Origin of the sequence: Kribbella orskensis (genome assembly GCF_004342085.1) — a bacterium.
GTDB lineage: Bacteria > Actinomycetota > Actinomycetes > Propionibacteriales > Kribbellaceae > Kribbella > Kribbella orskensis.
The window spans coordinates 105,717-125,914 of record NZ_SLWM01000002.1 but is presented as its reverse complement, the minus strand read 5'-3'; the positions used below and the strand labels follow the sequence as shown (position 1 = coordinate 125,914).

Here is a 20,198-nt window from a genome sequence, read left to right as displayed (position 1 = left end):
AGAAGACCGGCTCAGTCGTTGTCGGCCGTCTGTTTGTGGAGTCCAGCAGCCAGGGCGGCCGACAGCGCCAGAGCGCAGGTGGCGGTCATCGCGGCGAGCACCTTGACCGCGGTCATGCCGGTGGCGATGTCGAGCCCGAGGATGATCAGCGCGGCCACTACCAGAGCGGCCAGGCCGATCCAGATCACCAGCGCCGCACGCTTCTCCTGCTGCGCGATCGCGGCGTACACGACCAGTTGCAGTACGGCGTACGAGGAGCCCGCGAGGGCGAAGATCCAGGCGTACGAGCCGAGCGCGGCGTAGTTCTCCTTGCCACCGGCCACCGTCACCACCAGGTCGGGGAGCAGGAGTGCGCCGAGCACGCAGCAGACACCGAGCGCGGCCACCGCCTGGATCGCCCGGCGGAGTCGCAGGGTGTCGCCGGGGGCATTGGCCAACGAGGGGAACACGATCACGATGACGAACTGCGGCAGGAACAGACACGCCTTCGCGACGATCACGCCGGCCGCGTAGTACCCGCTGTGCTGGCCGTCCAACAGGCTGCGCGCCAGGAGCACGTCGACGTTGGCGATGGCGAAGAAGGCGAGCAGGGTGTGTGTGCCGTGCACCGCCTCCCGCAGTACCTGCTTCACCTGCTCCGTCGTGCCGCCGGTCGAGCCGCGCAGCAGGAAGGTGCCCAGCAGCGGTGGTACCGCGGCGCCGAGCGCAACGCCGATCATGGCCGAGGTGAGAGTCGGGTGGATCACCAGCGCGCCCGCACCGAAGAAGAACCGCCCGACTCCGACAGTGGTGTACAGGGCTGCCAGTTCGGTCCAGTTCTGGCCGCCCTGCAGCACGCCTAGCTGGGACCCCATGATGCTGAGGCAGCCGAGAGTGGGCGCCAGGAGCAGGACGGCGATCAGCGAATCGATGTGCAGCAGCCACATCAACACCGGAGTGGCGACCAGGCACACAGCGGTCAGCCCGAGCGCGGCACGACGGCCCGCCTTCAGCAGGGAGTCGGCCAGCTCGGCCTGGCCCGGACCGGTGTGGGTGGCGATCCGCCGGGCGCCGGACGCCTGCAGCCCGAGCGGCACCACATTGCCGATCAGCAGCAGGCCGAGCAGCGCGATGACCGCGCTGAACTGCTCCGGCGCCAGCTTGTGGACGGCAAACAGGGTGAAACCGTAGGCGCCGACGTTCATGATGGCCATGCCGACCGCCACCACGGTCGCGCTGCCCAGGAAGGTCAGTTTCGGCGCGGGGGGCTGGCCGGGCGTCGTCTCAGAGGTCATGCGGCTTCTGTTCTGCTGGCGGTTCAACGGATCGCGGGTAGGTTTCGCTGGAACAGTACTGCGAGGAGGTAGGCGTGGAGGGGGGATCCGCCCGGCCGGCCCGGTTCTTGCCGTGGGCCTGGCCGGTACTGCTCACCATGTTGATCACCGTGCCGCTGCTCGCTCCTGGTTACGTGGTCGGCTACGACCTGGTGTTCGTGCCGGACCTCACGCTACGGCTTGATCAGTTCGGAGTCACAACCGCACTGCCGCGCGCCGTGCCTTCCGATGTGATCGTCGCGCTGCTCGACGAGGTCGCCGGTGGTCAGTTCCTGGACAAGGTCGTCCTGGTCGCAGTACCGCTGCTGGCCGGCCTCGGGATGACCGCGCTCTGGAGGGAGCTACGGCTCGGCGGCCCGCTGGCAGGCTGCGCGGCGGTGACACTCTACGTCTGGAACCCGTTCATCGCCGAGCGCCTGCGGCTGGGCGCCTGGGCGCTACTCCTCGGGTACGCCGCCCTGCCGTGGCTGGTCCGTTCAGCGCTCAAGGTCCGCCGCGGGGAGGGCTGGGCCGGGTTCCTCCTGGCTTCGGCCGGATGTGCGCTGACGGCCTCGGGCGGGCTGACCGGACTGCTGGTGGCGGCCCTGATCCTGCTCTGGCCGGGACGTGGCCGCGTGTGGCCACTGGCGGGCGCGGCTCTCCTGAACGCGCCATGGCTCGTCGCCGGGCTTGCACGCTCCTCGGCCGCGACATCGGACCCTGCGGCGGTCCCGGCCTTCGCCGCGCGCGACGAGGGCTACGGGGGAGTGCTGCCCACTCTGCTGACTCTCGGTGGGGTCTGGAACGCCGACGTGGTCCCGGCCAGTCGCGGAGATCTGGTCCCGCTGGTGCTCGGTTTCGCGATCCTGCTGGTCTCCGTGATCGGCGTGGTCATCTGGTGGCGCCAGGATCGCCTGGCAGCGCCCCTCGTCGTAGCGGCTGTCGTCTCCGTCGCTATCGGTATGGCGGGCGTGGTTCTCCCGGACGCTTTCGCGCGGGTGGTCGAGGTGGTCCCGGGCGCCGGGTTGTTCCGCGACGGCCAGCGCTACCTCGGGCCGTTGGTGCTGCTCGAGGCCGTGGGGTTCGGAGCCGCCGTGGCCGCGCTGCTACGCGTAGTACCGCTGAAGTGGTTGGTCGGGGCGACTGCGGCGTTGATGCCGATCGCGGCGTTGCCCGGGCTCTTCGGTGGCGGTGGGATGAAGGTGTCCGACTACCCGGCCGATTGGGCGCAGGCACGACAGGTGCTCGCGAGCGACACCAGGCCGGGGGAGTTCATCCCGTGGCCGTTCGAGTCCTACCGGGCGCCAGGGTGGAACGGGCGCAGGCCGGTGCTGGACCCGATGCCGCGGTACTTCAGCAAGCCGTCGATCGTGCCGGACGAGTTGATCGTCGGCGGGCATCGGCTGGCCGGCGAGGATCCCCGGGCGTTGGCGATCGCGACCGCGCTCCGATCGGCAGCGCGGACCGGCGCCGATCCGACACCGGTATTGCTGGAGCAGGGCGTGGGGTGGCTGGTGGTCGATCGCGAGGCCGGAGGTCCGTCACCCCGCGACCTGGTCCCGCAGCTCACCGAGCTGTTCAGCGGTCCGTCGGTGACGATCTACCGGGTCCCCGGAACGCCTGCGGAACAAGAGGTTCGGCCGTGGGCGGTCGTCCTCATCCTGGCGGCCTGGGCGGCCGCCGGCGCGGTCCTGGTTGCTGCGATACTCGCTCCGATCTTCCGGCGGACAACGGCCCGTTCCAAGCTCTAGCGAAGTTACTGGCCGGTTGTTACCATCCGGTTTACTTGTCGAGGAGGGGACACGCTTTCATGGGAACACTGATCGGTGCTGCGATCGCAGTACTCGCCGGATTGGCCGTTGCCACTACCACCGTCGTGGGGGTCGTGCAGTCGGTCAAGGACGACCCGGCGCCACCTGCCGGCCAGACACAGGGGCAGGCGGACGTTCCGATCGTCAACTACGGGGACAAGTAACCGGATCACCAGCCCCCGGGGGGGCCTAGATCTCGAGAGGCCGGCCGGCGTCAGCGCGGGCCGGCTTCTCTGCTGCTCGGCGACCATTCGCGACCTCGACCACCTGGCCGGTCAGCACGCGGTCCATGCCTCGCACTGTGGTCGACCAGTTGAAGTTGCCCGCGCAGGCCAGGGCCTCGGCAGACAGCCGGCGGCGGACCGCCTCGTCCTGCAGCAGCTCGGTGATGGCCGCACGGAACTCGGCCGGGTCGTCCACCAGGAGTCCGGTGCGCCCGTCCTGCACCGACTCGGTCGGACCGCCCGCACTGCGGTAGGCGATCGTCGGTACGCCGTGCCCGGCCGCCTCGCCCACCACGAGACCCCAGCCCTCCTTGAGACTCGGCAGAGCCAGCACCCACGCCTCGTCGTACGCCGCGTGCTTGTCGGCCTCGCTCACGTGGCCCCGGAATTCCACGGCCTCCTGCAGCCCTCGCTCGGCCACGTACTCGCGCAACGAGTCCTCCCACCAACCAGAGCCGACCACCACCAGCCGGGCCTCGGGCAGTACCTCGCGAGCTTCGGCGATCGCGTCGACCGCGTGCTCGATCTGCTTGTGCGGCACGATCCGCCCCACGCACACCACTGTCGGCCGCGCGTCCCGCGGAGTCTGCCGGGCCGGCGCCGGATCAGTCCCGTTGTGTACTACGTCGACGCGCGCGGCATTCACTCCCAGCGCGACCAGTTCGTCCCGTGAGGCCGAGGACACCGTCACGTACCGGCAGTCGCGGTACAGGCGAGGAGCGGCCCGGGACTCGAGCCACCAGCCGAGTCGGCCCTTCCAGCCCGGGTACACCACCTGCCACTGCTCCTGGTGGACGTGGTGCACGAGCACGACCACCCCGGTACGACGTACGAGGCGGGTAAAGAATGGGAGGCCGTTCTGCACGTCGACCACGCGGTCCGGGCGATGCAGCCAGGTGTGCAGCAGGCCGCGCAGGTACACGGTCACCTTGCTGCCCCGGTAGAGGTACCGGACGCCGTGACGGCGGGCTTCCCGGGGACTGCCCGGGTACGCCGCGCACAGTATGGTGACCGACCAGCCCAGTTCCGCAAGGCCTCTGGCGACCTCCTCCACGTACCTTTCGGAGCCACCACCTTCCGGGTTCGTCGTGTCCCGCCAGTTCAGCAACAGCACGGTCTGCTCGCGCACCGTCAAGGCCCCACCCTCCGCTAGCCCGCCCCCCGGGGATAAGCCCGCGAGGTTACCAGGGAGTAACGATGTCCGCCAGAGGTCGCGAAATCAGTTAGGGTCCGCGTGTGTCCGCTGCGATTCCGAGTCCCCGATCCGCCGTCCGGTGGACCGCCGACGTCGGCCGCGCCGTGCGCTTGTTCAAGGCGTTCGGGGTCGAGCAGTCCGACCCGGATCTCTTCTACGGAACGCTCGCGGACGACTCCGTCGGTCAGCTCTCCGAATACGTCGACCTGCGCGGTGCGCGGATGCTCGACGTCGGCGGCGGCCCCGGGTACTTCGCCGACGCCTTCCGCGCGGCGGGTGCGACGTACTACGCGATCGACTCCGACCTCGGCGAGCTCAGCGGCCGGGGTGAACCTGTCGAAGGCACGGTCCTCGGCAGCGGGATGGCGCTGCCGGTCGGGGACGCCCAGGTCGACGTCTGCTTCTCGTCGAACGTGCTCGAGCACGTCCCCGATCCCTGGCTGATGGCTGACGAGCTGGTTCGCGTCACCCGGCCCGGCGGCACGATCTTCCTGTCGTACACGGGCTGGTGGGGCCTGCACGGTGGTCACGAGACGGCCCCCTGGCACTTCCTCGGCGGCCATCGAGCCGCCCGGCGGTACGAACGACGCCAGGGCCACCCGCCGAAGAACAAGTTCGGCGAATCGCTCTTCCCGATCACCGTGGCCGGCGGACTCCGCTGGGCCCGGGCCTGCGCCGATGCGGACCTGGTGGCCGCACTGCCGCGCTACCACCCGCGCTGGGCGTACGGCGTACTGGCTGTTCCCGGGGTGCGGGAGTTCGCGACCTGGAACCTCGTCCTGGTGCTCCGGCGCCGATGAAGACGGCCGACAAGGAGCGGGTGGTCTGGCGGACGAGGCTGGTGCTCGGCTGCCTCGTCCTGATCGCCCTGTGCTTCCACCAGGCGCCCGGCAAGATCGTGCCGGACACCAAGCTCGACCTGACCGCCGGACCGGGTGCCTTCCTGGCCCGCTCCCTGCACCTGTGGGATCCGCAGGGCGCCTTCGGGCAACTGCAGAACCAGGCCTACGGCTACCTGCTGCCGATGGGCCCGTTCCACTGGTTCCTCGACACACTGTCCGTGCCTGGTTGGGTCACCCAGCGGCTGTGGTGGTCGCTGGTCATGTGTGTGGCCTTCCTGGGTGTGTGGAAGCTGTGTGGCGCTCTTGGCTACGGCGCTCCTTGGGCGCGGTTCACGGTCGCTCTGCTGTACGCGCTGAGTCCGCGGATGCTCGGCGAGGTGACGATCACGTCGATCGAGGTCTGGCCGTTGGCGATGGCTCCCTGGGTGCTGCTGCCACTGGTGACTCCGCGGGCGCGTTCCGGTTGGTGGCGGGTGGGGTGGTCCGCTGTTGCCTTCGCCTTGGTCGGGGGAGTGAACGCAGTGGCCACCGGTGCGACGCTGGTGCTTCCTGCGCTCTGGATCGCCACCCGGCGGCTGGACAAGCCGACGCTGAAGCTTGCGGTGGCCTGGCTCGGCTGTGTGGTGGCGGTGTCCTTCTGGTGGTTGGTGCCGCTGGTGCTGCTCGGCCGCTACAGCCCGCCCTTCCTCGACTGGATCGAGAACGCCGCCATCACCACCGGCACGGCGAGCGTCTTCGAGTCTTTCCGCGGCACGTCGCAGTGGCTGAACTTCCTGACCACCGCCAGCGGTCCGAGCTGGCCCGCGGGCTGGCTGTTCGTGACGCAGCCGGCACTGATCCTCACGACGGCCGCTGTCGCGCTACTCGGGCTGGCCGGCCTGGCGATGGGGTCGCTCAAGCACCGTGGCTTCCTGCAGTTGTCGCTTGTGGTCGGCCTACTCCTGGTGACGCTCGGGCACGTCAGCTCGCCGCTGTCGCCACAGCTGCAGGATCTGCTCGACGGGCCGCTCGCAGCCTTGCGAAACACCCACAAGTTCGAGCTGGTCGTCCGCCTGCCGCTGATGCTCGCTGCGGCTCACGCCCTCACCCGCGTGACCAGCTGGTCGACGGCCCGCGGTGTTCACCGCCGGCTCGTGCCGGTGCTGGCAGCCTTCCTCGTCGTGTCGGTGGCCACGCCTGCGCTCTTCGCCCAGCTGCCGCGAACCGAGGGATACGAGGCGATCCCCGCGCACTGGCGTCAGGCGGCCCGCTGGCTCGACAGTCAGCAGACGAGCGGCAGCGTGCTCGTCGTACCGGCTGCGTCATTCGCGGACTTCACCTGGGGCTCGACGAAGGACGAGCCCTTCCAGGCTCTGCTGAAACGCCCGATGGCCGTGCGGGACGCGGTACCGCTCGGCTCTGCCGGTACTACGCGTTGGCTGGACGAGGTGGAGCGCCGACTCGGTACGGGTGTCGGTGACAGGACCCTGCAGCAAACCCTCGCGCGGGCAGGCGTCCGGTACGTCGTCGTGCGGAACGACCTCCGGTACGACGCTCAGGTCAGTCCGACTCTCGCGGTCCATGAAAGCCTGGCCGAGTCCGCCATCAAACGGGTGGCCTCGTTCGGCCCGCTCACGGGCAGCACCACGGAGCAACCCGGGGTGACCCTCGACGGGCGTACCCGGCTGCCGTACCCCAGCGTGGAGATCTACGACGTCGGCACGACGACCGGGGCACGCCTGGTCCCGCAGTCGCAGTTGGTGGAGGTCCGCGGGGCTCCCGAGGACGTGCCGGGTGTCCTGACCGCGCTGGGTGGGGACCGCGAGGCTGTGACGAGCTCGGACGCCGCCGGCCGCTTCAAGGACCTCCCATTGGTCCAGACGGACGGCATGCAGCGTCGCGAGGTCTCCGTCGGCCGGGCGGCGGACAACTATTCGGCCGTGCTGACCGGCTCCGATCCCGGCACGCTGCGCAGACGAGCTCTCGGGTACGTCGTCGACCCGGCCGCGCCCAGTACTACGAGGACGTGGGCCGACGGACTGGTCGACGTACGGGCGTCGTCGTCCGCGGGCGACGCCAACGCCACGCTGTGGACCGGCCCGGGCAACGGCCCGTTCGCGGCCGTCGACGGTGACCCGTCGAGCCGGTGGATCTCGGGCACGTTCGGCCGCAGCAGTGGCGAGTGGCTCGAGCTCAGCTTCTCGGCGCAGCGCTCGGTGGAGGGTCTGAAGATCCAGTTCTCGCTGGCGGCGCCGACCACCGAGCCGGTACGGACGCTGGAGGTGGAGACCGATGCCGGCTCGTTGACGACCCTGGTGGTCGGCACGAACAAGGCGCAGCACATCCCCACGCCGCCCGGTCGCACCAAACGACTGCGGATCCGCGTCGGTGTGACGGATGGCAAGAATCCGAACGGGGTGTCGATCGCCGAGTTGACCGTGCCCGGTCTCACCCCGGTCAGCCGGCTGGCGGTGCCGTCGGGGCTGGCCCGTCAGCCGGACGCGCTGGTGTTCAGGAACCAGGAGATCGGACGATCGGCCTGCCTGCACGTGGACACCCGGCCGTTGTGCCGGCAGGCGACCGCCTCGGACTCCGAGGAACCGACGGGCCTCCTGCGCAGTGTGGACCTGCCCGGGGCGGCGTCCTACCGGCTCCAGGGCACCGCGCTTCCCAAGGACGGGACCGCACTCGACCGGCTGCTCGCCACGCCAGGCGCCATCACTGCCTCCGCTTCGTCCCGCGCCGTGGCCGCGCCGGAGGGTCGTCCCGGTACCGCGGTGGACCGCGATCTCGGCACGGGCTGGGTCGCGAACAGCACCGACCTGCGACCGCGACTGACCCTGAGGTTGCCTCGGGCAAGGAAAGTTCAGGGGTTGCAGTTCCTCACCGATCCCTACCTGGCCGCGTCCCAGCCCGCCAACGTCTCGGTCCGGCTAGACGGTGCCGCTCCGGCGGAGCTCACGGTGGACCCGGAAGGATATGTCAGGTTCCCCGCCCGTGCGGCCAGGTCGATCGAGGTCGTCTTCACATCGGCCAAGCCGCTGATCGACTTCGACTCGGCCAGCGGGGCTGCCCGGACCGCGCCGGTCGGCGTCTCCGAGATCCGGGTCCTGGGTGCGGACGACCTGCGGAGAGCGTTGGATCCGGACGCCCGCACCGGCGCGTACTGCGGGTTCGGCCCGGCTTTGCGAGTGGACGGCGTCCCGGCTGACACCGAGGTGAAGGCAACCGTGCGAGACGTCCTGCAGCGTCGACCGGTGACGTTCACAACCTGCGGGGAGCACACAGCGGTTCCCGTGCAGGCCGGGCGGCACAACGTCGATGCGCTGGCTGGAGGCGGCTTCGTGCCGGTGGCGCTCACGCTGACCAGGGCAGGTCTAGCCAGGGCGGCTGTCACGCCGGTGAAGAACGTGGAGGTCTGGCGACCCAACCCCGCCGAGCTGACCATCGAAGTGCCGGCTGCCGAGGAGCAGTCTGTGCTGACAGTCGCCCAGAACTACAGCGACGGCTGGGTGGCGTACGACGGCACCGGGCACAAGCTGGCGCCGATCCGGATCGGCGGCTGGCAACAAGGCTGGCTGCTGCCTGCCGGAGCGGAGCAGGTCGTCACTGCGCGGTTCATGCCCGACCGTACGTACCGGGCTGGCCTACTGGTCGGTCTTGTCGCGATGCTGGCCGTGCTCGCCCTGGCGGTGTTTTGCCGCCGTGGATCAAGGTACTCGGGCCACCGGCTCCGGGAGGCACGCAGAGTCAGGCCGTGGGTTGCGATGGTGTGCGGCCTGGCCGCAGGCACGTTCATGTCCGGCTGGATCGGCCTGGGAGCGGTCATGCTCGCAGCAGCGTGCTCGTGGTTCCTGTCCGACCGACGGATCGCGATGCTCGCGGTGACGGCCGGCGCGGTTCTGGCGGGGACCCTGGTCGCAGTGGTTCAGCCCTGGCCGGCCGGGGGAGCAGGCCTGACCTCGGGTGTCGTCCAGGCGTCTGTCCTGTTCGGCTGCGCGCTGGCCCTCTTGTCCAGGCCTACCGGCGAGACGTCGTAGCTCCTGTCCCGTCGGCCCCGGCGCATGATCGGCCGCTCCAGGCAGTAGTAGCTCACGGCCGCGAGAGCGGCTGACCCGGCCAGGGTCGAGAAGAACAAGAGCGCGAGCTGGCCGTGGAACAGCTCGAAGCCGATCAGTCGCTCGACCAGGCTGAGCACGATCAGGTGGTAGAGGAACACGCCGTACGAGATGTCTCCGGCGATGTGGCCGACCCGTCCACCCAGGACCTTGGCCGTCCTGGCCGTCGGGGTGACCGCGGGCAAGATCACGCACGCGGCGATCGCCGTGTAAAGAAGGCTCTTCGTGAAGGCCTGCCCAGGAGTCGGCGCTATCAGGCTGAACGGACCGGCTACCGGGGTACTCGCGATCACGAGGAGTGCGACTGCGGCGGCCCAGACCGTGCCTGGCAGCTTGGTCAACGTGTCGAGCGCTGACGGGCCGAGCCGCCCACTGCTGCGAGCCACCTGCCACAGGGCGAGGGCCATACCGACTGCGAACCAGCCGAGGTAACCGGGCAACCAGAGCCCGGCGATCGCATGCTTGCCGGCGTTGACTCCGGCCATCCAGGCCGGGCCGAGCAGCGTGAACGTTGCGAGGACAGCGAGCCGCCATCGCACACCGCGCCGAGTCGGGCGCTCGTAGCCGGTCAACAGCTTCGCCAGGATCGGCAGCAACAGGTAGAACACGACCTCCGTTGCCAGGCTCCACAGCTGGGTGAGCCCGTCCGCAGGTGGATCGTGCGCGTAGATCTGGGTCAGCGTGGCATGCCGCAGGTACACCACCCACGACACTGCCCGGTCGTGCGGTACGACGAGACCGGCGAGCAGTACGACGACCCACAGGGCGGGCAGGATCCGCAGGGCGCGATTGCGCAGGTACGGCAGGACGAGGGGCGGCTCGGTCTCCTCGAACCAGGCGACCACCCAGGGCCGGTAGAGCAGGAACCCGGAGATCGCGAAGAAGATCGCCACTCCGACGTCCAACCGGGCCAGCAGCCCCGAGAACGGGCCGTGCAACGCGTCACCGCTGTGGAAGCCGATGTGCGTGCCGAGGACCGCGAGTGCGCCGACCGCGCGCAGGCCGTCGAGGGCCGGGAACCTGGTTCGTCTCACCTGCTCACCTCCGGCAGTCCGACCTCGATGTGGCCCACGCAGAGGTTCGTCCCCGGATCCGTCGAACGCAGCCGCACCGCGGTGGCACGGATGTGGTCCGACGGACCGAGGTACATGTCGCCCGGCAAGGCGGCCGGCCAGGTGACGGCCGGCATCGCGGCGACGGAGCCGTTGTCGTCGAGCAGTTCGACCACTAGGTGGTTCTCCCGGTTGGAGAAGTAGCTGATCTCGGCGTACCAGTTGCCGGTGGCAGCTTCGGTCGGGGTGGACCGCAGCGGCAGCGTCACGGGTTCCGTCCCCCGCACGAGCAGATCGCAGATGGTGTTGCCGGTCTTTGGTGGTTCGGCCTGCGACCAGACAGTCAGGGTCGCCGGCCGGAACCGGCCGGTGTCATCCACGATGGACGGCTCGCTGCCGGGTGCCTGTGACTGGAACGGGATGCCGGTCAGCCGCAGCACCGATGAGAGCCGGATGTCGGGCGACAGCAGGCTGACGATCGTCGGTGGCATCGTGGTGTCCCACAGGTTCGCCGTCGGCCCATACCGATCGAGCTCGCCCCGGACGGTCGCGAAGTACGGCTTGGCGGGGTTCTTGGCCCACTGCTCGGCGAAGCCGGTGTCTGTCACCAGAGTCCCGGCGAACCAGGCGACCAGGCAACACAGCGCTGCCACCGGCACGAAGCGGGCGAAGACGATGCGCGGCCGGATGGAGGTCGCCGTCAGCACCACGGCCAACGTCAGCGGGATCGAGAGGTCCGACCAGTAGTGGTAGTGCGCGGTGAAGATGCCGCCGAACAACCTGAACCGCCCGTAGGACACCAGCAGCAGGGTCACCAGCACGTAGGCGACGACCGATCCCCACAGCAGCAGAGCTCGCCGATCTCGGCGCCAGGCGGTCAGCAGCAGGAAGGCCGCGACAAGCCCACCGAGAACCGAGGCCGCCGCCGGCGGCGTCGCCAGGCCCATCGGGGTGCCGAAAGCGTTCCACTCCCACGGTCCACCGACCAGCGCACCCAGCGGTACGGCGAACGCGCGGCCGGCCAGGTCGAGCAGCTGCCGCGGTTCCGGTAGCCGGCCCGCCGACGGATTGCCGTGCTGCAGATAAACGATGCCAAAGGCAACTACTGGCATCAGTAGCGCGGCCGCGTACGGCAGCGTCCGGCGCAACCACGGCCCGAGCGGCTCAGTCCGCTGATAGAGCGCCAGGGCGACGACAGTGACGAGGATGAGGGCCGACTTCTCCCAGCAGGCCAAGGAGATCAGCAACGAAAGGGGGCCGTAGGCAATCGCCCGGAGCCGGCGGCCGGAGTACCAGTCGAGGGTCGCGTGCAGCAGCAACAGGCCGAAGACGTGGGCGGGCAGGTTGTTCACGCCGCTGGACAACGACATGAACGAGGGCATGCTCAGCGGGGTCAACGCGTAGAGGAGAGTTCCGGTGACGACCCACCAGCTGGAGCCGAGAAGCCTGAGCAGCAGGAGGCCCATCAGCGTGATCGCCAAGGCCTGCATGATCATCCGCCACGCGATGGTCACGTCCCAGTTCAGCGGAGCCAGCTCGGCGAAGCCGGCGTACACGAAGCGCAGACCCGGCGCGATGTGGTCGTTCACCGGGGTCAGCAGCTCGCGCGGCGCGAAGCCACGGCTGCCCTGCACGAGGAAGTCGAGGTCGTCGCTGAGCCAATAACCACGTCGCGCCAGCAGGCCGAGCACCCCAGCCTGCACGACGGCGACGGCGACCACCACGCCTCGCAGTACGGCCTGGTCCGGCGGTCGGCGAAGCAGCGCGACGGTACGCCAGATCCCCCTCATGGAGGCGGACTATATGTCAGTTCGGCCACTGCCGGATTTTGGTAGCCCCGGTCTCTGTTCAAGTGTCACTACTCGCTGGTAGCCTCCCGCGGACAGACCGGGAGGGGTTGTTGTGGGGAATCGCAGTCGTGCACTGGTGATCGCGCTGGGCATCTTCTTCGTCGGCGTTGCCGCGCTGGCGAAGTTCTACGCGTATCCGACGCTCGCCGTCGCACCTGCCGACCAGGTCGCGCACACGGTGTCGGTGGGCAAGGACGCCACCATCTTCAGCGTGGCGGACCTGGCGGAGAAGAAGAACGTCGACCTGTACTCGCGCCGGACCGTCCGGGGCGACGTGGTCGCGGCCGAGAAGATCAGCAAGGCACTGGATCGCAAGGTGGTGGTGTTCGACACCGCCGTCGTGACGGACACGGAGAAGGACTACCAGTTCCCCGAGTCGGCCAGTGAGACCGACAAGGCGCCACTGAGCTTCGTCCAGGAGCGGGTCGTGCTGGACGCCACCACGGGCGAGGCGGTGCGCTGGAACCCGGACGCCTCGAAGGACAACAGCGGGGAGTACATCACCACCACGCTGAAGAAGGAGGACCGGCTGACGCCCAAGCAGGACAGCCCGTTCTTCAAGGGCCACGAGGGCCTGGTGCTGAAGTTCCCGTTCGGCACCGAGAAGAAGCGGTACCAGTTCTGGGACACCACCACGCGCAAGGCGTACCCGATCGACTTCAAGGAGGAGACCAAGCTCAACGGTCTCACCGTGTACCGCTTCGAGCAGGACGTGCCGAAGCAGGACCTGCCGCTCGCCACGCCGCTGAAGGTGCCGGGCAACCTTGTCGGTGAACCCGGGATGGACTCGGTCGAGGTGCAGCGCAGCTACCAGAACACCCGGACGCTGTGGATCGAGCCGGTCACCGGCGCGATCATCAAGGGCCGGGAGCAGCAGCTCGCCTCGCTCAGCTACAACGGCGAGGCGAAGGTCACCGCGACCCAGGTGCAGATCGAGTACGACGCGGACACGGTGAAGAAGAACGTCGAGGGCGCCAAGGAGAACGGTGTCGACGAGGGCGGCTACAAGGCGAAGGCCGCGCAGTTGCACGCGATCGGCTTCTGGGTGCCGCTCGTCTCGCTGATCATCGGACTGCTGCTGCTGGCCGTGGTCGTGTTCTTCCAGGTCCGTCCGCGGCAGACCGCCGAGCCGGACACTTCGGAGCCGGCGGAATCCGTCTGACCTCGTTCAGGGTCTGTGGGCCCTCAGGGTTTGTGACGGTTCAGGGCTTGTGGGCCGACCAGATCGCGGTGCCTGGGACCAGGCGGCCGCGGTCTGGTCCCCAGCCGCCCCAGACCTGGTCGTGGCCGGCCGGCCATTCGGGTTCGAGCAGATCGTCGATGACCAGGCCGGCGCCGGTGAGCGCTCGGACCCAGTCGCCGGTGGTGCGATGGTGTTCGGCGTAGATCGCGGTGCCGTGGTCGTCCACCTCGACGTACGGCGTGCGATCGAAGTACGACTGGGTGATCCGCAGGCCGGCCGGTGTCGGGTCGTCCGGCATGCTCCACCGGATCGGGTGCGTCACCGAGAACACGAGTAGCCCGCCGGGTTTCAGGGTCCGGGCGATCTCCCGGAGTGCCGCTTCCGCGTCCGCGACGAACGGCAGCGCGCCGAACGCCGAGCACACGATGTCGAAGGCGCCGTCCTTGAACGGAACGGCCATCGCATCGGCGGCAACAGTCCGTACTGCGGTGCCCGTGCGGCGGTCGAGCTCGTGCGCGATGCGGAGTTGTTCGACGGAGATGTCGAAGCCAACCGTGTTCGCACCTTGGCCGACGAGCCATCGGGAGCACTGGGCGGCACCACAGCCGACCTCGAGGATGCGCTTGCCGCGGACCGGGCCGAGGAGTTGCGCGGTTGCCTCGTCCACGCCCTCGGGGCACCAGATGAACTTGTCGTCGCCGAGGAACGCGCCGTGCTCCTCGAGGTACTCATCGGCGGCCGAGTCCCAGTAGGTCCGGCTGGCCCTCGAGGTCTCCGGCTCGCTCAACTCCACCCGCCGCGGCTCCACCACCGCATCACCCTAACCGGCGGCGCGTTCCGCGAGGGCGTGGTTCATCGCGTCGAACTGGGGCTTGATCGTGTCGTTCAGCATGCCGACCGTGAACGGGACGGCGACGCCGTTGAACCTCTCCTCCTGGATCAGCTTCGAGCGGCCGCCGTCGAGAGGCTCGATCCGGAACGAGTGCTCGCCGTCGAAGATGCCGCCGAAACCGACCCGGCCGATCCAGCGCAGTTCCTTGCCCGGCTCGACCGCGAGCAACTCCGGCCTGAAGGTCGTCTCCTTGCCGTTCGTGTCCTTGAGCACGTTCGTGATCCTCGCGCCGACCTTCAGCTCACCCGTCGACGACACGAGGAACGGGTTCCACTCGGGATAGGCGTCGCGGTCGGCGAGCACCCGCCAGACCTCGTCAGGCGTCGCGTCGATCTCGATCTCCGTGTGGAGCACGGTGGTGTGGGCGATCGCGTAGACGCAGTACCCGGCGAGCAGGACGGCGAAGGCGCCGACGCCGGCGAGCACCCGACGGCGTACCGGGCTCTTCTTGTTCTTGGTGGCGGTGGCGGTGGCGGTGGTCATCAGGACTCCTCGGGGCCGAGGACGCTGCGGATGAGCTTCCTCGCGTAGTCGGTGGTGAGCGGCTCGCCGGTGACGAGGAGCCGGTAGTACAGCGGGCCGACCAGTTGGTCGACCAGAACCGCGGGGGAGACGTGGTCGAGGACGAGGCCCGCGTCCTGGGCCTTCGCGACGACAGCGGTCACCGCGCGATGGCGTTCGGCCCAGAGGGCTCTGACGCTCTCGCCGACGCGCGGTTCGCGGGCGGCGGCCGCGGCCAGGTCCGCGATCAGGGCGGGCGGAGTGGAGGCGAGGTTGGTCGCGATCGCGGTGACGAGTCCGGTGAGGTCGCGGCGTGGGTCGTCGGTCGGCTCGAACGGGACGTCCTCCCGCAGGCTGATGATCAGCGCGACCACCAGCTCGGCTTTGCTGGGCCACCGGCGGTAGAGCGTCGTCTTCGCGACTCCCGCCTGCTCGGCGACCCGTTCGACCGAGAGTCCGGCGTACCCGCCTTGCCGGATCTCGTTGAGCGCGGCGGCCAGCACCCGCTGCTCGACGCCGGCGTCCCGCGGTCTTCCTCGCCCGACCATCGCTCCTCATTTCCGCTACCTCGGTTTCGTAATGAGCTTAAGACTGCGGTTCGATTTACGCAACTGAGGTAGCGGAAATGGTTGTCGGCGACGTGCGGAAGGATGCGGCGGCATGGATGACTTCGAGGCCCTCGCTGCCAGCGCGGTACCGCTCACCGGCGGCTACGGCGGGGAGACCTACGCCGTGAGCGCGGCCGGGGAGGACGCCGTACTCCGGCTCTACGCCCGGCACCCGGAGCGCGCGGCTGTCGACGTCTCGTTGCTGAGGCTTGGCCGGGGACTTCTCCCGGTGCCGCGAGTGCTGGACGCGATGCCCGACCCGGCCGGCGACGGGGCGCCTCCATATGTACTGACCGAGCGGCTGCCCGGGGTCAACCTGCAGACGTATCTCGACACCGCCGGGGACAAGGAGCGCCAGAAGGTGGGGGAGCAGTTGGGCGAACTGCTCGTCCGGCTCAGCGGGATGCCCTTCCTCACCTTCGGGGAGTTCGTCGGCCGTGACCTGGTGATCGAGTCGTTCGGCGCGGGCGGCCTGACCCAGTGGCTCGACCGATACGTCGAGGACCTGGGACTCACCCGCGACCAGGTGGAAAGCCTGTACTCCGTGCTGGACCGGGCGGAGGACCTCGCCGACACCGGGGTGGACCGGATCTGCCTGGTGCACAGCGACTTCAACCCGAAGAACCTGCTGGTCGACCCGGACTCGGCTGATATCACCGGACTGGTCGACTGGGAGTTCGCGCACGCCGGATCGCCGTACACGGACCTGGGGAACCTGCTCCGCTTCTGTGCGGATCCGGTGCTCGGGAGGGCGGTGCTCAGCGTCGTACGGGAGACCGGTCCGGACCTCGGGGACCGGCTCGAGGAGCGGGGGCGCGGGGCGGATCTGTGGGCCCTGATCGACCTCGCGGCCCGGCGGCCGGCGAACCCGGTGGCGATCGCCGCGCACGCCCTGATCACCCGGATCGCCGACACGGGGGACCTCGCGGGCGGCCGGCCCGACCTGGACGCCGTACATTGAGTGCAGTGATACGTCGGGAGACCTCGGCGGGCGCCCGGTTCGGACCGGGTGCCCCGGGTTGCCGTGCCCGAGTCGGTACACGTATTCTGTGAGATGCGCTATGGGCCCGCGCGACCTCGGACGGAGCAGGCTCGTGCTCGCAAGCAGTCGGTGGTGAATCTGTCCTGTTCAGGCAATCCAGCGGTTGGGTGCGATCCAACGGTCCTTGCGCACCCGTACGACACCATCAGCCCACGGAGCAACCCACCACATGACGGCCAGCATCGAGGCACCTCTCGACCCCGCAGTACGCACCACCCCGCAGGTAGCGGTCAATGACATCGGGTCGGAGGAAGACTTCCTCGCGGCGATCGATCAGACCATCAAGTACTTCAACGACGGCGACATCGTCGAGGGCACCATCGTCAAGGTCGACCGGGACGAGGTTCTCCTCGACATCGGTTACAAGACCGAAGGCGTCATCCCCTCGCGCGAGCTGTCGATCAAGCACGACGTCGACCCGAACGAGGTCGTCAACGTCGGAGATCACGTCGAGGCCCTGGTTCTCCAGAAGGAGGACAAGGAAGGCCGTCTGATCCTGTCCAAGAAGCGCGCTCAGTACGAGAAGGCGTGGGGCACGATCGAGAAGATCAAGGAAGAGGACGGCGTCGTCACCGGCACCGTCATCGAGGTCGTCAAGGGTGGACTCATCCTGGACATCGGCCTCCGTGGCTTCCTGCCGGCCTCGCTGGTCGAGATGCGCCGGGTCCGCGACCTCCAGCCGTACGTCGGCCAGGAGATCGAGGCCAAGATCATCGAGCTCGACAAGAACCGCAACAACGTGGTCCTGTCGCGCCGTGCGTGGCTGGAGCAGACGCAGTCCGAGGTGCGGATGAACTTCCTCACCCAGCTGCAGAAGGGCCAGATCCGCAAGGGTGTCGTCTCCTCGATCGTCAACTTCGGTGCGTTCGTGGACCTGGGTGGCGTCGACGGTCTGGTGCACGTCTCCGAGCTGTCCTGGAAGCACATCGACCACCCGACCGAGGTCGTCGAGGTCGGCCAGGAGGTCACCGTCGAGGTGCTGGACGTCGACATGGACCGCGAGCGCGTCTCGCTGTCGCTGAAGGCGACCCAGGAAGACCCGTGGCAGCAGTTCGCCCGGACCCACCAGATGGGCCAGATCGTGCCCGGCAAGGTCACCAAGCTGGTTCCGTTCGGTGCGTTCGTCCGCGTCGAGGAGGGCATCGAGGGTCTGGTGCACATCTCCGAGCTGGCCGAGCGTCACGTCGAGATCCCGGAGCAGGTCGTCCAGGTCAACGACGACACGATGGTCAAGATCATCGACATCGACCTCGAGCGTCGCCGGATCTCGCTGTCGCTGAAGCAGGCCAACGAGGGGCTGGACCCGGTCTCCGACGACTTCGACCCCACGCTGTACGGCATGGCGGCGACGTACGACGAGCAGGGCAACTACGTCTACCCCGACGGCTTCGACCCGGAGACGGGCGAGTGGCTCGAGGGCTTCGACAAGCAGCGCGAGGAGTGGGAGCGGCAGTACGCCGAGGCCCACGCGCGCTGGGAGGCCCACAAGAAGCAGATCGAAGACGCCAAGACGGCCGACGTCGAGGCAGGCGAGGCGTCCACGTACTCCTCCGCCGCCGCCCCGAAGGACGACGCTCCCGTCGAGGGTGCGCTCGCTTCCGACGAGGCCCTGCAGGCCCTCCGCGAGAAGCTCACCGGCCAGGGCTGATCCACCCGCAGTACCAGCAGGACCCGAGACCCCCGCACCCCCGTACTGGGTGCGGGGGTCTCGCCCGTACTACGCCCGCATCGCCCCTCCTGGGTAGCGGCTCGACTGGGTGCGGGGTGGTCGCGATCCGAAGGGATCTGGCGGGTGCGGAGGACTCTGGTGCGGTTGCTAGAGGGCGTTGCGCCAGCCGGCTGGGTCTTCGCCGGGTGGGATTGCCTGGATGGCGCGGTGGAGGGTCAGGGCTTCGAGCCACTGGTGTTCGGCGTTGGTGAGTGGGCGGATCGACTGGTAGCCGGCGAGGAAGGTTCGGCGTACCGCGGGTGGGGTCGGTTGCCAGTTGGTGAAGTGGGTGCCGAGGACGACCAACGTCTGCGCGAGGTCTTGGACGCAGTAGTTCCACGCGAGCTCGTCGAAGTCCAGGACGGCGAGTACCTCGGTGCCTGACATCACGATGTTGGAGGCGCGGTAGTCGCTGTGGATCAGCTGTGGTTGTACGTCGAGGGGTGGCAGGGCGGCGACCTGTGCTGCGAGGCGGGCCGAGGCTTCTGGTGCTAAGCCCGGGCCTTCTGAATCCAGCCAGTTCAAGAGGCGCTGCTTGGGTTGTGGGTCGTCTCGTGGGCCGGTCTTGTGCTCGGCCAGTGCGGCATGGAGATCGGCCAGAGTGACGCCGGCTTCGTAGACCGCTTGGTTGTCAGAAGTGTCGAGCAAGGTGCCGTCGATGTGCGGTTGGACTGTCATGGACAGCGGGCGAGCCGGGGCGTCGACTACCTCACGGTGCTTGCCGGTGAGGGCGGTGAGCGGGGCCGCGACCGGGATTCCCTGCTGGTGCAGTTCGTGGAGGAGTTCTGCTGTGGTGGCGAACTTCGCGAACTGGGTTGTGGCTCGGGACCACTTCACGACTAGGTGTCCGTGGTCGGTGTGGACCCAGGCGATGGCGTTCTGGTCGCTGATGACGATGCGGTCGCAGGTCTCTACTCCAACTGCCCAGGTCTCGTCCAGCACGGCAGTCAGCCATTCGGCCGCTGCGTCGAAGCTCGGGAAGCCGAACCTCTCCTGGAGTGCCTGGCGGGCGTCAACCGACTCCCAGAGCATTGACAAGCCGTTGGGAAACACCCGATCGACTGTACGACGTGAGGGGTTCTCGGGTGATCCGGTACTGCGGGGTGGTGCTTTTGCCGGGGTTCGCGTGGTGGGGGCTAGGGTTCTGGGCGTGTTGAGAGTTGGGTTGACTGGTGGGATCGGGGCCGGGAAGAGTGCTGTGTCCTCGCGGTTGGCGGCGCGCGGGGCTTTGATGATTGATTCGGATGTGTTGGCGCGGGAAGTGGTTGCGCGGGGCACTGACGGGCTTGCCGAGGTGGTGGCGGTCTTTGGGGATGTGCTGACGCCTGAGGGCGAGATGGATCGGCCGGCGGTGGGGCGGATTGTGTTTGGGGATGAGGTTGCCCGGCGGAAGCTGGAGGCGATTGTGCATCCTCGGGTTCGGGCTCGGGCGGCTGAGATCGAGGCCGGGGCGCCTGACGATGCCGTTGTGGTGCACGACATTCCCTTGCTCGTGGAGACCGGGCAGGCGGACAAGTTCGACCTGGTGCTGGTGGTCGACGTACCGGCGGAGGTGCAGCTCGAGCGGTTGACGGGTGCGCGCGGAATGGCTGACGAGGAGGCGAAAGCGCGGATCGCCAGTCAGGCGTCACGCGAGGAGCGGCTGGCCGTGGCTGACCTGGTGGTGGAGAACTCGGGGAGTCTCGAGGACCTGGATCGGCGCGTCGACGAGGTCTGGCGGGAGCTCTCGGCGCGGGCGGCGGAAGAGGGGTCCGGACGGGCGGGACACGGTCCGGATACGGCGGGTTCAGGGCACGGTCCGGACACGAAAGGGTGACCCCCGGGCGAGAAATGATGGATCCGGGTCGACCTGTACGACAATCTGTGCGGGTTCGTCCGGCTGAGGCCTGGCCGACCTGACC

At 68.7% G+C, this 20,198-nt stretch carries 16 protein-coding genes; 8 read left to right on the top strand and 8 right to left on the bottom strand.

What is annotated here, in order from left to right; all coding sequences use genetic code 11:
• Positions 1 to 11: 11 nt before the first annotated feature.
• A complete protein-coding gene (locus tag EV644_RS05695) occupies positions 12 to 1,274 on the bottom strand; it encodes a lipopolysaccharide biosynthesis protein (RefSeq protein WP_132188217.1) in 1,263 nt (420 codons plus the stop codon).
• Between the two features lie 74 nt (positions 1,275 to 1,348).
• Here EV644_RS05695 and EV644_RS05690 point away from each other — a divergent pair, with 74 nt between their 5' ends.
• Both EV644_RS05690 and EV644_RS05685 read left to right on the top strand, forming a co-directional pair.
• Positions 1,349 to 3,043, top strand: a complete 1,695-nt coding sequence (locus tag EV644_RS05690) for an MmpA family trehalose lipid delivery protein (RefSeq protein WP_132188218.1) — start codon at positions 1,349 to 1,351, stop codon at positions 3,041 to 3,043.
• Between the two features lie 59 nt (positions 3,044 to 3,102).
• Entirely contained in the window at positions 3,103 to 3,267 is a 165-nt protein-coding gene (locus tag EV644_RS05685) for a DUF2613 family protein (RefSeq protein WP_132188219.1), read from the top strand.
• Positions 3,268 to 3,292: 25 nt separating this feature from the next.
• Here the strand turns inward: EV644_RS05685 and EV644_RS05680 are convergent, their stop codons facing one another.
• Complete coding sequence (locus tag EV644_RS05680; RefSeq protein ID WP_241998092.1) at positions 3,293 to 4,456, bottom strand: glycosyltransferase family 4 protein; 1,164 nt, start codon at positions 4,454 to 4,456, stop codon at positions 3,293 to 3,295.
• Between the two features lie 107 nt (positions 4,457 to 4,563).
• On the opposite strand from EV644_RS05680, the gene EV644_RS05675 reads away from it, so the two are divergent.
• Positions 4,564 to 5,322 carry a class I SAM-dependent methyltransferase gene (locus EV644_RS05675; protein WP_241998034.1) on the top strand — a complete coding sequence of 253 codons (759 nt, stop codon included), beginning with the start codon at positions 4,564 to 4,566 and terminating at the stop codon, positions 5,320 to 5,322.
• Positions 5,319 to 9,383 (top strand): alpha-(1->3)-arabinofuranosyltransferase, encoded by a 4,065-nt coding sequence (locus tag EV644_RS05670; protein WP_132188220.1) that lies wholly within the window; start codon positions 5,319 to 5,321, stop codon positions 9,381 to 9,383. Before EV644_RS05675 ends, EV644_RS05670 begins: the two co-directional genes overlap by 4 nt.
• Here EV644_RS05670 and EV644_RS05665 read toward each other — a convergent pair.
• The gene (locus EV644_RS05665) at positions 9,272 to 10,495 is read right to left on the bottom strand and encodes an acyltransferase family protein (protein WP_132188221.1); all 1,224 of its coding nucleotides are present in this window, start codon (positions 10,493 to 10,495) and stop codon (positions 9,272 to 9,274) included. The genes EV644_RS05670 and EV644_RS05665 overlap by 112 nt on opposite strands.
• Positions 10,492 to 12,303, bottom strand: a complete 1,812-nt coding sequence (locus tag EV644_RS05660) for a hypothetical protein (RefSeq protein ID WP_132188222.1) — start codon at positions 12,301 to 12,303, stop codon at positions 10,492 to 10,494. The genes EV644_RS05665 and EV644_RS05660 overlap by 4 nt, the downstream gene beginning before the upstream one ends.
• 112 nt (positions 12,304 to 12,415) lie before the next feature.
• On the opposite strand from EV644_RS05660, the gene pgfA reads away from it, so the two are divergent.
• The gene (gene pgfA / locus EV644_RS05655; RefSeq protein WP_132188223.1) at positions 12,416 to 13,525 is read left to right on the top strand and encodes a cell envelope lipid trafficking protein PgfA; all 1,110 of its coding nucleotides are present in this window, start codon (positions 12,416 to 12,418) and stop codon (positions 13,523 to 13,525) included.
• Between the two features lie 40 nt (positions 13,526 to 13,565).
• Here pgfA and EV644_RS05650 read toward each other — a convergent pair whose 3' ends face one another.
• Genes EV644_RS05650 through EV644_RS05640 form a run of 3 tightly spaced genes read right to left on the bottom strand, consistent with a single transcriptional unit; the run spans position 13,566 to position 15,487 of the window.
• Positions 13,566 to 14,357 carry a class I SAM-dependent methyltransferase gene (locus EV644_RS05650; RefSeq protein ID WP_241998035.1) on the bottom strand — a complete coding sequence of 264 codons (792 nt, stop codon included), beginning with the start codon at positions 14,355 to 14,357 and terminating at the stop codon, positions 13,566 to 13,568.
• 9 nt (positions 14,358 to 14,366) lie between these two features.
• Positions 14,367 to 14,921, bottom strand: a complete 555-nt coding sequence (locus EV644_RS05645; protein WP_132188224.1) for an SRPBCC domain-containing protein — start codon at positions 14,919 to 14,921, stop codon at positions 14,367 to 14,369.
• Positions 14,921 to 15,487 (bottom strand): TetR/AcrR family transcriptional regulator, encoded by a 567-nt coding sequence (locus EV644_RS05640; protein WP_132188225.1) that lies wholly within the window; start codon positions 15,485 to 15,487, stop codon positions 14,921 to 14,923. Before EV644_RS05640 ends, EV644_RS05645 begins: the two co-directional genes overlap by 1 nt.
• A 112-nt stretch (positions 15,488 to 15,599) precedes the next feature.
• Between EV644_RS05640 and EV644_RS05635 the strand changes: the two genes are divergently transcribed.
• Positions 15,600 to 16,508, top strand: a complete 909-nt coding sequence (locus EV644_RS05635) for a phosphotransferase family protein (RefSeq protein WP_132188226.1) — start codon at positions 15,600 to 15,602, stop codon at positions 16,506 to 16,508.
• 250 nt (positions 16,509 to 16,758) lie between these two features.
• On the top strand, positions 16,759 to 18,237 hold the full coding sequence (rpsA, locus tag EV644_RS05630; RefSeq protein ID WP_132188227.1) for a 30S ribosomal protein S1: 1,479 nt from the start codon (positions 16,759 to 16,761) through the stop codon (positions 18,235 to 18,237).
• A 168-nt stretch (positions 18,238 to 18,405) separates the two neighbouring features.
• Here rpsA and EV644_RS05625 read toward each other — a convergent pair whose 3' ends face one another.
• Entirely contained in the window at positions 18,406 to 19,350 is a 945-nt protein-coding gene (locus EV644_RS05625) for a phosphotransferase (RefSeq protein ID WP_241998036.1), read from the bottom strand.
• Between the two features lie 43 nt (positions 19,351 to 19,393).
• On the opposite strand from EV644_RS05625, the gene coaE reads away from it, so the two are divergent.
• Complete coding sequence (gene coaE / locus EV644_RS05620) at positions 19,394 to 20,113, top strand: dephospho-CoA kinase (RefSeq protein WP_370451423.1); 720 nt, start codon at positions 19,394 to 19,396, stop codon at positions 20,111 to 20,113.
• Positions 20,114 to 20,198 lie beyond the last annotated feature (85 nt).

What these genes read in the sequence shown, in the direction of transcription:
- EV644_RS05695 (WP_132188217.1), bottom strand. Translation starts at nt 1,274, where the DNA reads ATGACCTCTGAGACGACGCCCGGCCAGCCCCCCGCGCCGAAACTGACC.
- EV644_RS05685 (WP_132188219.1), top strand. Translation starts at nt 3,103, where the DNA reads ATGGGAACACTGATCGGTGCTGCGATCGCAGTACTCGCCGGATTGGCC.
- EV644_RS05670 (WP_132188220.1), top strand. Translation starts at nt 5,319, where the DNA reads ATGAAGACGGCCGACAAGGAGCGGGTGGTCTGGCGGACGAGGCTGGTG.
- EV644_RS05660 (WP_132188222.1), bottom strand. Translation starts at nt 12,303, where the DNA reads ATGAGGGGGATCTGGCGTACCGTCGCGCTGCTTCGCCGACCGCCGGAC.
- EV644_RS05645 (WP_132188224.1), bottom strand. Translation starts at nt 14,921, where the DNA reads ATGACCACCGCCACCGCCACCGCCACCAAGAACAAGAAGAGCCCGGTA.
- EV644_RS05640 (WP_132188225.1), bottom strand. Translation starts at nt 15,487, where the DNA reads ATGGTCGGGCGAGGAAGACCGCGGGACGCCGGCGTCGAGCAGCGGGTG.
- EV644_RS05635 (WP_132188226.1), top strand. Translation starts at nt 15,600, where the DNA reads ATGGATGACTTCGAGGCCCTCGCTGCCAGCGCGGTACCGCTCACCGGC.
- rpsA (WP_132188227.1), top strand. Translation starts at nt 16,759, where the DNA reads ATGACGGCCAGCATCGAGGCACCTCTCGACCCCGCAGTACGCACCACC.